This is a genomic window from Bacillus cereus (assembly GCF_015071065.1).
GTDB lineage: Bacteria > Bacillota > Bacilli > Bacillales > Bacillaceae_G > Bacillus_A > Bacillus_A cereus_BA.
In genome coordinates this window covers 14,753-26,927 of record NZ_VOVA01000019.1, presented here as the reverse complement: position 1 = coordinate 26,927, position 12,175 = coordinate 14,753, and the positions used below count along the sequence as shown (strand labels likewise).

The following is a 12,175-nucleotide window of genomic DNA, read 5'->3' as shown; positions in this document are numbered from 1 at the left end:
TATGGAATTCATAACCTTCATACACATTACATTTCACAAGTTATATTCTGTTCCAAAATTGAGATTTCATAGCAAAAAAAGCTGGTCTAACGCAGTTTTATAACTATGCTAGACCAGCTTTCCTATTATTAAAAGTAACGTTTCTTCCAAAAAACAAATGCTAAAGTGAAAGATAATGTTACACATATTATAAGTACAATTACAAAACCATGTGCTTCCCCTTCAAATGGAACCTTTACATTCATTCCAAAGAAACTAGAAACCATCGTTGGTAATGATAAAATGATTGTAATAGAAGTCAACAGTTTCATAACACTATTTAAATTGTTAGAAATAACCGAACTAAATGTATTCATCATTCCGCTTAAAATGTGACTATATATTTCCGCCATTTCAATAGCCTGTTTATTTTCAATTAATACATCTTCTAATAAATCTTGATCGTCTTCATACATTTTTAAAAATGTACTGTTTCGCATTAATTTTTGAATTACAATTTTATTAGCCTTTAATGATGTTGTAAAGTAAACTAAACTTTTTTCAAGGCCTAACAATGTGAAAATTTCTTTGTTTTTCATTGATTTATTTAATTGGTGCTCTAAATCGATTGTTTTTCGATTTATTTGCTTTAAGTATCTTAAATAATAAGTAGAAATCGTGTATAAGAGCTGCAGTGCGAATCGCGTCTTTTTAAACGTATAAAATTCTTTAATACGTTGATTGATAAAACGTTCAAAAATTGGATTCTCTTCTAAGCAAATTGTAACGAAACAATCTGGCATTACAATCATACCTATTGGAATCGTGTCATAAATCGAATTCCCCTCTTCATCATGCCTAACTGTCGGAATATCCACGATGATTAAGGTATTATTGTCTTCCTTTTCAATACGAGAGCGTTCTTCATCATCCAAAGGGTCTTTAATGAAATCTAAGTCTACATTTAAAGTTTGTACTAAATACTGAATTTCTTCTTCCGTTGGATGAAGTACATTAATCCAGCAACCCTTTTGCATTTCCTCAACCTCTTGTAGTTTTCCGTTTCGGTCTGTTAAATAAATATTTAACATACTATCACCCCGATTCTTTTTACATGTAGGAATCTACCTCTCTTAAATAACAGTTTTTGAACCGCCATTCTCAGCATATGAAACATACGTTTAAATTTCAATAGAAAAATTATTTTGAAAACGCTTTTACGTAAAAAATATTATAAACGTAGAAAAAGACAGAGGATTCTCTGCCTTAAAAAGCTTATGTTGCCTTTATAACATATTTAGAGAGCATCCACAAGTTAAGGCCAACTGAAATTGTATAGCCAGCGTATGTTGAAATGATAAAACTTACATAATCAAAATAAGGTAGCAATACAATATTTAATACTATCTTTACAATAATTCCGATTACTAATCCTAGCACTGTTTTCTGTTGTTGATTAATTCCTTGTAACATCGCAGCAGTTACCGTAAATAGTGAAAATAGTATACAAGCAGGAGCATAATATTGTAAAATAACACTCCCCATCTCCGGATCATTTCCAGCACCAAATAATAGAGTATATGCTGGCTTTGCTAATACCATCATTCCTATTGCCGCCGGTACCGTAATCCCCACCACTAATAAATTCGTCCTCGTAAAATGTTTATACAGTAGCTTCTCATTTCCCGCTGTATAAGCTTTCGTCATCTCTGGTACGAGAGACATACTAAAAGCAGTAGCAACAGAAACGGGGATTAACACAACCATCTGAACGAGACCAATTATCGCATTAATCTTTTCTGCTTCTCCTTGCATATACCCTACTTGTATAAGTAGCTTATTAATTGTAAATGTATCAATCGTCTGATACAACGGGATAGCTAAACCAACCACGACAAAAGGAATAGAATATGTAAAGAGCTCCTTATACAACGAGAAGAAAGATTTCGTCGTTTGCGGTATACTTGCTATCTCCTTTTGTTTCAAGTATTTTCGCCTTTTCATATAATAAGCACTCAAAATAATTAATCCACCTACTGCACCCATAAATGCTCCAAAAGTCGAAATACCAACCGCTAACGACACTGATTCTTTTAAAACATATAAAACAACAAAGCTCCCTATCAAAATCGTTAAAACACGAAAAAACTGTTCGACAACAACACTCAATGCCGACGGTCCCATCGATTGGAATCCTTGAAAGAATCCCCTCAATAAACTCATTACTGGTACAAGTATTAACGCAAAACTTACAATTTGAATATTATGCGTGACAGCTGTCACACTATTCCCCGACTGATCATTTCCATCGATTACAAGTTTAGCTAAATGTGGCGCTAACATATATAATGCTAAACAAGAAATAACGCCCATAATGACCATAAAAACGATACCACTCTTTAGCACCCTTTTAACAGTATGATAATCATTAAGCTGATCATATTTCGAAACCATTTTCGACACGGCAAGTGGCAACCCCATCGTTGCAATACTGAGCATAATTGTATAAGGACGGTATGCATACGTATATAATACGTACCCACTCGTACCCACCATTGCTGTAAATGGTATAACATATATGAACCCTAACATTTTAGATATCATCGTTGCCATCGTTAAAAATATCGTTCCACGTAAAAACGGTGATCCTTTCATCACATTCCCCCGCTACGCTTTATTATTACACATTATGGACAACTCCTTTTTTTTAGAACCGAAACAATTAGAAAAAGCCAATGAAGAATCATTGACTTTAATGCGTTGTTTTTCTCTTTTTCAAAAGCTTTAAACCGAAGTAAAGAGCAATAAAGAAAACGGCACCTATAATTATGTAATGTGTGTAATCAGATGCATACTCTTTAATATGTTTCCAATTTCCACCAAGTTTTTCTCCTAAATATATAAAGAGAATTGACCATGGAATAATCGCTACTACTGTATACAGTGTAAAGAGCTTTAACGGCATCTTAGCTAGTCCTGCAGGAATAGAGATAGCATGACGTACAACTGGGATAAAGCGTGCAGAAAATATCACTCCAGCCCCATAACGCTTAAACCAATTTTCTGCCATGTCTAAATGATGTTTATTAATAAGCAGATATTTTCCATACTTCTCAACAACCGGACGCCCTCCGTAGTATCCAAGCCAATATAAAAAGATTTGTGCTAAAGTACCACCGATTGTTCCAGCGATAACAGCTCCGACAAAACTAATTTTTTCTTCTGCAACTAAAAATCCTGCATATGAAAGAACAATTTCACTCGGGATAATTTCAATCATTAAACCTAGTGCTACTCCAAAGTATCCTAGACTTGCAAAGAATTGCAATAACTGATCTATTATATTCGCTAACATATTCGTTTCTATCTCCTTTTTTCTTCACATACCCTCCCATTATCACATAAAGATTGCCATCTGCCAATATAATCATGTGAACCTCTTCACCTAAATGATAGATTTTGAAGAGGAGTACACTATACTCTTTTTTGTTACAAGAATATGTACAACCCTTCATCAATATACCCTAAAAAGATACTTGATTAATTTAATTAATCAAGTATCTTTTCCTTATTTCGATCCTTCATAAACGCAAACATTTCTTTAATCTGCCATTCTGTATTTCTAGCGATTGATAAATCAGGTATTTCATTTTCACTAAAAAAATCTATATCTTCTGTTTCAATACTTAGTTTCTTTTCTCCACCAACAATCTCACAACCAATAAAAATCTTATATACATGCGTTGCTGAAGGCGATGGTTGATGTTTTTCCTTATCAAATATAGCTAGTAACTTAAAATGATCTACTTCATATCCTGTCTCTTCGAAAACCTCTTTTGCTGCTACTTCTGTTGGCGTATAACCAACATCAGCCCATCCACCTGGCAACGCCCATTTCCCATCACTTTTTTCTTTCACAAATAATAATTTTTCATTTTGAAAAATAACTGCCCGTATATCAACTTTAGGTGTTTGATAGCCTGTCTCACTTGCAAATAAATTCTCTACTACTTCCCAATCTGTTTTTGTGTAATTTGACATCATTGCAATTGAAATGTCTCGTAATTGTTGGAAACGCTCTATATCGTACACATCCCTAGAATACGTTAAACCCGCTTGGGCTATAGATTGTATTTGTTTTACCCAATCAATCCATTTAACCGTCATATCTACACAACTCCATTCTTAATCAATTTCATTCTACTAAATATTATTTCGCTTTTTTCTTTCTCCATCTTTAGTATACAAAAAAAGAGATTGATAATGTTTCAATCTCCTTCAAAATCATCCCAATTCATGAAGATGTTCTTGTATATAGTTTCTTCTTTTATTTATATATTGAAAAATCATCTCAGCCTCTTGATTAAAAACTTCTATTTTCTCTTTCATATATGGATCCTGAAGTAAATATGGACGAATTAATTCACACATTCCTTCTACTTTTGGTTTTATAAAGGATTCTGTAAATTGCACTTCTAAAATTTCTTCTAAAATATTACGATATTGCTTTCTAAAAACAGGTATATCTAACAATCTTGCACTTAACGTATTGTATCCTTGAATACGAATATACTCATGATTAAGCGGTCTCCCTTGTACATCTCGCCCCCAAGTTGCATCATAATCCCACGGTATAACTTCAAATAAATTTGTCTCATCGTTATGATATAGTGCATAGTTATGAACGAAACCATCAAAGTTTTGCGTAAAAATAACTCCAGCTAACCATCGTAAATATTTATCAACATGAAGATATTTTCCAATTTCTTTTTCATACACTTCTCTCGATAGTGTATTCGCTTGAAAAACAAATTCACTCAATTGTTCTTCGCTATTTTTGTTCGCATATTTAAATTCATACCCCGCAAAGAGCTCAGTTTTAACATCTTTATCCCTCTCGCTCATTAAAGAAAAATTCGCATCGTCATCTATCGCATAATAAATAGATCCACTCGGTAATCCCCTATTTTTCAAAAAGTTTTCATCAACCGATTCTAACTGTAAATACACACCTTGAATTTGACCATTAATTTTTATAAATACATGTTGTGATTTTGGCGAAAGTACACCAATATCATGAAAAAAATCTAAAGATAATTTATTTCGGATGAGAGACGGATCCATAAACTCAGAATTCAAATGAAACTCTTTTGCGCCTTGAAATTTTTTCGGTTTATAAAACATAACATGATAAGACTTTTTCTCAAATTCGCGAATATGAGCCCCTCGGTATACGATATCAATGTCATACTTCTTTTTTCCATAAGTTAATTTTGCAGGCACTGGACTATCTGACCAAATGTCCTTTTTCAATTCCACTAAGTACATTGGATGAACAAAAAAATCATATGAAGGCAGCATGTTTTCTCATCCCTTCTCAGTTCTCTTCATTCAATGTATGCGCCTTGTCTTGTCCATACATCCGCTATCATCTATTTATATAAAATTACACTCTTGTCCTGTTCAGAAAGACTTCATCTCTCATATCATGTTAAGGAAAAAGAATACCTTTTCACTTTAATACATGATAAGGAGGATTTCTATGAAACGTGATATTAGAAAAGCTGTTGAGGAAATCAAAAGTGCAGGGATGGAAGATTTCTTACATCAAGATCCAAGTACTTTTGAATGCGATGATGATAAATTCTCTCATAATAAATGTACAACTGGATGTAAATGTACAACTGGGGGTAAATGTCCAAGAACAAGATGTACTCGCGTGAAACATTGTACGTTCGTTACAAAATGTACACATGTAAAAAAATGGACATTTGTTACAAAATGTACTCGTGTACGCGTTCAAAAATGGACGTTCGTTACGAAAGTGACGCGTAGAAAAGAATGCGTTTTAGTTACAAAACGTACTCGCAGAAAACATTGTACGTTCGTTACAAAATGCATACGCTTTGAAAAGAAATTTTTCTGGACAAAACGAAGTTTCTGTAAAAAATGCGAATTCTTCCCTAACAGACACGGTCACTCATGTGATGATTCATGTGATCATGGTAAGGACTGTCACGATGGTGGGCATAAATTCCCATCGTGCAAAAATAAGAAATTCGATCACTTCTGGTATAAAAAACGTAATTGCTAGTTTTTTATGTCCACAAAAAAGGCCGCTTTTGCGGCTTTTTTTCGTTTACTGAAAATGACTTATATCTGCAAATTGTTTTACTTCACCTTGACCTTCATCAAATTCAATCACACTAAGACTTGCGCTATGCATAAATGGATCATCCCATATATTTTCAATTTCAATTCCTGCAAAATGCCCTACAAGTAATTTGGCCGCCGCAGCATGGGAGACAATTAAAATATTTTCTCCTTTATGCTTTTCTAATAAAAGGTGTATTCCCTCTATAACTCTTTTCTTTACAGTAGTAAAATCCTCACCAGATGTGGATTGAAATAAATGTGGTTCATACCAAAATAATTGCACTTCTTCTGGATAGTGCATTTCCAAATCAGCAATTGTTTGTCCTTCCCATGTCCCCATATTAATTTCATAGAAATGTTCATCCGCTATAATTGGTATATCTCGTTCTCCTTTAATCAATTCAGCAGTATGAAGCGTTCTTTCACTTGGACTACTATAGATAGCATGAAGTGGTAAATCCTTCATATGGTCACCTAATTGTTTTGCTTGTTGCATACCATTTTCAGTTAGAGCAGAGTTTTTTCGTCCTTGCATCCGCTTTGCTACATTCCATTCCGTCTCACCGTGCCTTGTTACATATACCGTTGTCTTCATTTCCCATTTCCCCCTTACCATTTTGGCCGCAATTCCCACGGCTCTACTCTCCCTACAATCCATTCCGTACATTTACTTTCAATTCCTTTTATAACTCCGTCAGCTATCTCTTCATGAGTAAGCCACCTTGCATATGTATCTTCTAAAATAAACCCTAATATAACTCTATAATAACTACATAATGCCCCGCCTATTTTTTGTAACTTCGTACGTGATGCACTACTACCTAATATATGAAATACCCTGTATTTCTTAAATGACAATTCAATCTCTTCACAAATTATCGGGAGTGCACGTTCAGCAGTCGAATGTATCCATGCAATAACTAATGTAATTGGGCCACTATGCTCAATAGACTCTTTAATAGCGTTCTTTAGATTCTCACCATTATGATAATCCAAAGAAAGGCACGTGATTTTTTCTGGTATACTACACACTTGCTGAACCTTTTCTAATTTCACACTATCTCGCCCGACTATTGAAACATGAAACCCTTGATCACAAAGCCACATAGAAACTTTCTTTAGCATTCCTGTTCCACCAATTACAAGTGCATGCAACTTCTTCCCCCTTAGTAAAATGTCATATGAGGTTTCTCTTCCCTATAATAATTTAGACGATCTTGCAATATCCCTGAATGAAACTCAAATTTATGACCATCTGGATCTAGAAAATATATAGATTCACAATCTCTCACATCCCGTTCTCTGCCCTTTAAAATATGAACTTCATTTTCTTCTAATCGCTGCAGTAGGCGTTCAAAGTCTTCTTTTTCAACAGAAAATGCAATGTGCGTATAAGATTGATGAATCTCATTTCTCGGAATATGTGCCTCTTCATTAAGCGCTATCCATACTCTGCATATGTTAAAATACGCTAGTTTTCTCCCTTTAACTAATAACTCTCCTTCTAGTACTTTTTCGTAAAACATAATAGACTTTTCTAAATCTGAAACTGAAAAACAAAGATGATTGATTCCCCTTAACAACTATAGCTCCTCCTTATACAATAAAAGATGAGCGAAAATTCACTCATCTTTTATTGTACTATTTTTTTGTAATATACGCCCATTTATAACTGAAGTCCCCACCAAACGTATGGTTAGCAATACCTTTTACGTACGGCTTTTCTAAATAAGCTGTACTTTGTTGGTACGTAGGAGAAATTGCAGCATCTTGACCAATTAAGATTTTTTCAGCTTCCGCAAGTGCTTTCCAGCGTGCTGCGTCATCTTTTAGTAGCTCTCCTTTTGATTTCGCTACTAAATCATCATACTTCGGATTAGAATAATCCATTTCGTTAAATGAGCTTCCAGTAACAAACATATCGATATAAGTCATTGGATCTGGATAATCTGGGCTCCATGCAGATAATGAAAATTCATATTCAAATTTCTTTTCTAAATCTAGCTTCTGCTTATATGGTTGTTGTTTCAAGTTTACTTTAATACCTGGTAAGTTTTTCTCTAACTCTTCTTTAATAAAGTCGCCTACTTTTTTACGGCTACCGTTATCATCATTTAGGAATTCTACTGTAATTGTATCTTGACCAAGCTCTTTCTTCGCTTCTTCCCATAATTTTTTTGCTTTCTCTGCATTATCTTTACTATCACGGAAATTTTTATTTACAGAACGGAAATCTTTTCCATCTGGTCCTGTCGTGAATTTCTCAGGGACTAAGAAATATGCCGGCAGAGAACCGTCATTTAAAATAACATCAGCAATTCCTTTTTTATCGTATGCTAAGTCAATTGCTTCACGAACTTTTTGGTTCTTAAATGTTGCATTTTTCTGATTAAAACGCAGGAAATACATACGCGGATCAAGCTTCGTTTTAAATTCATCTGGTTTATTCTTTTTATATTTATCAACAAACTCAGAACTTAAAATAACACGGTCTGCTTGATCACTGTCATATAAATTTACCCCAGTACCCGTTTCTTTCACTATACTTACATTAATTTCTTGTAACTTTACAGTATCTTTATCCCAATAATTTGGGTTCTTCTTTAACTGATAACTTTGTTCGTGTTTCCATTCACTCATTGTAAATGGTCCATTGTATAATAATTTATTTGCTTCTAATCCGTATTTATCTCCTTGTTCTTTCACATATTTTTCATTTAAAGGGAAAAATGTAGGGAAGGACGTAAGCTCAAGGAAATAAGGTGCTGGTTGCTCTAATTCTACTACCAACGTTTTATCATCCTTTGCTTTAACACCTAATTGATCTGACGGTAATTCCCCTTTATTTACTTTCTGTGCATTTTTCACATCAAATAAAATGAATGCATATTCTGCAGCTATCGCTTTATCTAATGTACGTTGCCATGCATATACAAAATCTTGCGCTCGAACTGGATCGCCATTTGACCACTTTGCATCACGTAATTCAAATGTATATGTCTTTTTATCTTCACTAATCTTCACGTCTTTTGCCATACCTGGCGTTGGCTTATTATCCTTATCTAAACGATATAACCCTTCCATTGCATTTACAAAGGCACGGAAAGATACAGAATCTGTTGATTTTGATGTATCCATTGAAGGAATTTCTGCTGTTTCTAGTAAATTTAATACTTGCTTATCCGCTACTCCCTTACCTGCTTCTTTCTTCGTTGTAGATGCCTTCTCCCCATTTCCGCAACCTGCAACCAATACACTAGTCGATAATGCAACTGCAGCAATCGTTGTTATCTTTCTCTTCATTCTTCCTTCCCCCAATCTATATGTATAAATGAAATCCAGTATAATACATATTATTATACAAAAGATTCAGATTATTTCAAATACTATTTTTTACACATAAAAAAAGAAGCAGACAGAGAGTTCTTTCCATCCGCTTCTTTTTCTATCACTTTTACTTGCAATCCATCCTCTATTTCAAACGGATTTTGAACCTTGAATATTTCTTCCATCATCTTCAAAAACTCTTCTTCATTTTTAGATTCACCATTAATCATAAGGGAGTATGGCTCAATTTCACTCAATTTATAATCAACAATAAATTGAATTGTAACTTTTTGTCTTGGCATCCCTGGGCTGTATCCTTGAAATTCTACTAATTCCATACCTTCCGAACCACGATAATATATCCACCCTGAATTTTGAAAATAGCTTTCAAACGATTCACCAATCGAAAAGAACGGATATTCATAAAGCGAACTTGTACGTACTTTTTGTATAATATCTCGATCAGTCGGGAAAAAGAAATGACTGAAAAAAATACTAGCAACTGCTAAAATAGTAACGATTGTTGCTCCCATTTTACTCGTTCCACCACTATCACGGATGAGATAATTTTCAACCGATTCATCTTTAATTCCCCGTGCTTTTATTCGATATATACGCCTTTCTGCAAATTGATAAAATAATCCATTTGCAAAAATCCCCATCCCAAATAGAATGAAAACGAGTAATAAAAACGTGAGAGGTACCACATTAATGATTGGCAATGCTACGTTGAACCCCATATAATAAGAAAATGCATCACATGCTACTAATAACAGTATAAATAAAGCAGCAGGTAAATAATACTTACGATATCCAAGCCAACCTACATTAAAAATAGCAGCCAAACCATTCCAGCTCCACCTAGCAATTCGCTTATTCTCTATATCCCATTTTCTTTTGTAATACGGATATTGTCTCCCTACATATACTTCTAATTCTTTGTCTATTAGCGAGCTTTCTTCACCTTGTTCATTATGCAAGTTTCGTTGACAATTCGCACAATTCAGCTGATCATTAATACAAGGTCGCCCACAATTTATACATTTCAAAACAATCCCTCTTTCCATCCATACTTCATTTTAAAATGCCTTCATGCTTCAATAACCACTCTTTCCTCCATAAACCACCCGCATACCCAACAAGTTTTCCACTCTTTCCTATTACACGATGACATGGAACGATAATTGAAATTGGATTCCGGCTATTTGCCCCTCCTATCGCCCGTACAGCTTTCGTATTCCCAACCTTCTCCGCAATATCTAAATATGAAGCACTTACGCCATATGGTACAGTGTAAAGTGCATCCCATACATTCTTTTGAAATGTTGTTCCTTCAGCAGACAGTGGTACAGTAAACTCTTTTCTTTTTCCTTTAAAATATTCATCCAGCTCATTTATACATTGATTTATCATTCCATTTGTATTTTCTTCTTGTCTTTCATCAACAAATATAACAGACGTAATTCCTTCTTCGTTCGCTGTAATTTCTAACAAACCTAATTCACTATCATAATAAGCCTGGTACATATGTCATCCTCCAATTCATTACATATTATTTATTGTAACACGAATAGACGAAATTTTTCGTATAAGCGTTTTATTGGAGAACCAAAAAAGAGAATGATACAATGTAAGAAAATTCAATCAAGGGGGGGATTTGATGGAGTTTCAACTTTTTTCACCTTATACAATTAAGGACGTTACACTAAAAAACCGTATCGTTATGTCGCCTATGTGCATGTATTCATCAGAGAATGAGGATGGCCAAGTAACTAATTTTCATCTCGTCCACTATGGAACCAGGGCTGCCGGTCAAGTAGGTTTAGTTATGATTGAAGCAACAGCTGTATTACCTGAAGGACGAATTTCTAACAAAGACTTAGGCATTTGGGATGATAGCCTAATTGAAGGCTTACATAAAACGACAACTTTTATACATGATAACGGTGCACAAGCTGCCATTCAACTCGCACATGCCGGAAGAAAGGCTGAATTAGAAACGGATGCTTTCGCTCCTTCAGCAATTCCGTTTAACGATAGAATGAAAATACCAGTAGAAATGAGTAAACAGCAAATTAAAGAAACTGTTTTAGCTTTTCAAAGAGCTGCTTTACGCTCTAAAGAAGCTGGCTTTGACGTTATTGAATTACACGGTGCCCACGGTTATCTTATTAATGAATTTCTTTCTTCACTTTCCAATAAGCGAACTGATGAGTATGGGGGTGCACAAGAAAATCGCTATCGTTTTTTACGTGAAATCATTGGTGCTGTAAATGAAGTTTGGGATGGACCGTTATTTGTTCGTATTTCTGCAAATGACTATCACCCGGAAGGATTGACTGTTCACGATTACGTCCAATATACGAAGTGGATGAAAGAGCAAGGCGTAGATTTAATTGACTGTAGTTCTGGTGCAGTTGTTCCGGCACATATTGATGTTTATCCTGGTTACCAAGTACAATATGCTAAACATATTAAGGAGCATGTTAACATTGCAACTGGTGCGGTAGGATTAATTACAACCGGATCACAAGCAGAGCAAATTTTAAATAATAACGAAGCTGATTTAATTTTTATCGGACGCGAGTTACTTCGCAATCCGTACTTCCCAAGAATAGCCGCCAATGAACTCGGCTTTGAATTACAAGAACTATATCAGTACCGACGAGCACCCGGAAAAATTAAAACTAATAAATAAAACCGAGAAGTCATT

The 12,175-nt window shown here is 34.6% G+C and carries 13 protein-coding genes; 2 read left to right on the top strand and 11 right to left on the bottom strand.

Annotated elements, in window-relative coordinates; all coding sequences use genetic code 11:
* Positions 1 to 128: 128 nt before the first annotated feature.
* From FT637_RS25230 to cotH, 5 genes are all read right to left on the bottom strand, one after another.
* Complete coding sequence (locus FT637_RS25230; protein ID WP_000932392.1) at positions 129 to 1,070, bottom strand: magnesium transporter CorA family protein; 942 nt, start codon at positions 1,068 to 1,070, stop codon at positions 129 to 131.
* A gap of 184 nt (positions 1,071 to 1,254) precedes the next feature.
* Complete coding sequence (locus FT637_RS25225; RefSeq protein WP_193648628.1) at positions 1,255 to 2,634, bottom strand: oligosaccharide flippase family protein; 1,380 nt, start codon at positions 2,632 to 2,634, stop codon at positions 1,255 to 1,257.
* Positions 2,635 to 2,731: 97 nt separating this feature from the next.
* Entirely contained in the window at positions 2,732 to 3,334 is a 603-nt protein-coding gene (locus tag FT637_RS25220; RefSeq protein ID WP_193648627.1) for a DedA family protein, read from the bottom strand.
* A 194-nt stretch (positions 3,335 to 3,528) separates the two neighbouring features.
* Complete coding sequence (locus FT637_RS25215) at positions 3,529 to 4,146, bottom strand: NUDIX hydrolase N-terminal domain-containing protein (RefSeq protein ID WP_193648626.1); 618 nt, start codon at positions 4,144 to 4,146, stop codon at positions 3,529 to 3,531.
* Between the two features lie 117 nt (positions 4,147 to 4,263).
* Positions 4,264 to 5,340, bottom strand: coding sequence for a spore coat protein CotH (cotH, locus tag FT637_RS25210; protein WP_193648625.1), 1,077 nt, complete (start codon positions 5,338 to 5,340; stop codon positions 4,264 to 4,266).
* 181 nt (positions 5,341 to 5,521) lie between these two features.
* On the opposite strand from cotH, the gene exsB reads away from it, so the two are divergent.
* The gene (gene exsB / locus FT637_RS25205; protein WP_193648624.1) at positions 5,522 to 6,073 is read left to right on the top strand and encodes an exosporium protein ExsB; all 552 of its coding nucleotides are present in this window, start codon (positions 5,522 to 5,524) and stop codon (positions 6,071 to 6,073) included.
* Between the two features lie 45 nt (positions 6,074 to 6,118).
* Here exsB and FT637_RS25200 read toward each other — a convergent pair whose 3' ends face one another.
* The 6 genes from FT637_RS25200 to FT637_RS25175 form a co-directional block, all read right to left on the bottom strand.
* Entirely contained in the window at positions 6,119 to 6,730 is a 612-nt protein-coding gene (locus FT637_RS25200; RefSeq protein WP_193648623.1) for a phosphoserine phosphatase 1, read from the bottom strand.
* Positions 6,731 to 6,744: 14 nt separating this feature from the next.
* A complete protein-coding gene (locus tag FT637_RS25195; RefSeq protein ID WP_193648622.1) occupies positions 6,745 to 7,290 on the bottom strand; it encodes a short-chain dehydrogenase in 546 nt (181 codons plus the stop codon).
* An 11-nt stretch (positions 7,291 to 7,301) separates the two neighbouring features.
* Positions 7,302 to 7,718 (bottom strand): FosBx1 family fosfomycin resistance bacillithiol transferase, encoded by a 417-nt coding sequence (gene fosB / locus FT637_RS25190; RefSeq protein WP_193648621.1) that lies wholly within the window; start codon positions 7,716 to 7,718, stop codon positions 7,302 to 7,304.
* 58 nt (positions 7,719 to 7,776) lie between these two features.
* Complete coding sequence (locus FT637_RS25185) at positions 7,777 to 9,438, bottom strand: peptide ABC transporter substrate-binding protein (RefSeq protein WP_193648620.1); 1,662 nt, start codon at positions 9,436 to 9,438, stop codon at positions 7,777 to 7,779.
* Positions 9,439 to 9,521: 83 nt separating this feature from the next.
* Positions 9,522 to 10,511, bottom strand: a complete 990-nt coding sequence (locus FT637_RS25180; protein ID WP_193648619.1) for a DUF2628 domain-containing protein — start codon at positions 10,509 to 10,511, stop codon at positions 9,522 to 9,524.
* Between the two features lie 25 nt (positions 10,512 to 10,536).
* On the bottom strand, positions 10,537 to 10,989 hold the full coding sequence (locus FT637_RS25175; RefSeq protein WP_193648618.1) for a methylated-DNA--[protein]-cysteine S-methyltransferase: 453 nt from the start codon (positions 10,987 to 10,989) through the stop codon (positions 10,537 to 10,539).
* A 133-nt stretch (positions 10,990 to 11,122) separates the two neighbouring features.
* Here FT637_RS25175 and namA point away from each other — a divergent pair, with 133 nt between their 5' ends.
* On the top strand, positions 11,123 to 12,160 hold the full coding sequence (gene namA, locus FT637_RS25170; RefSeq protein WP_193648617.1) for an NADPH dehydrogenase NamA: 1,038 nt from the start codon (positions 11,123 to 11,125) through the stop codon (positions 12,158 to 12,160).
* Positions 12,161 to 12,175 lie beyond the last annotated feature (15 nt).

What these genes read in the sequence shown, in the direction of transcription:
- FT637_RS25230 (WP_000932392.1), bottom strand. Translation starts at nt 1,070, where the DNA reads ATGTTAAATATTTATTTAACAGACCGAAACGGAAAACTACAAGAGGTT.
- FT637_RS25225 (WP_193648628.1), bottom strand. Translation starts at nt 2,634, where the DNA reads ATGAAAGGATCACCGTTTTTACGTGGAACGATATTTTTAACGATGGCA.
- FT637_RS25220 (WP_193648627.1), bottom strand. Translation starts at nt 3,334, where the DNA reads ATGTTAGCGAATATAATAGATCAGTTATTGCAATTCTTTGCAAGTCTA.
- FT637_RS25215 (WP_193648626.1), bottom strand. Translation starts at nt 4,146, where the DNA reads ATGACGGTTAAATGGATTGATTGGGTAAAACAAATACAATCTATAGCC.
- cotH (WP_193648625.1), bottom strand. Translation starts at nt 5,340, where the DNA reads ATGCTGCCTTCATATGATTTTTTTGTTCATCCAATGTACTTAGTGGAA.
- exsB (WP_193648624.1), top strand. Translation starts at nt 5,522, where the DNA reads ATGAAACGTGATATTAGAAAAGCTGTTGAGGAAATCAAAAGTGCAGGG.
- FT637_RS25200 (WP_193648623.1), bottom strand. Translation starts at nt 6,730, where the DNA reads ATGAAGACAACGGTATATGTAACAAGGCACGGTGAGACGGAATGGAAT.
- FT637_RS25185 (WP_193648620.1), bottom strand. Translation starts at nt 9,438, where the DNA reads ATGAAGAGAAAGATAACAACGATTGCTGCAGTTGCATTATCGACTAGT.
- FT637_RS25175 (WP_193648618.1), bottom strand. Translation starts at nt 10,989, where the DNA reads ATGTACCAGGCTTATTATGATAGTGAATTAGGTTTGTTAGAAATTACA.
- namA (WP_193648617.1), top strand. Translation starts at nt 11,123, where the DNA reads ATGGAGTTTCAACTTTTTTCACCTTATACAATTAAGGACGTTACACTA.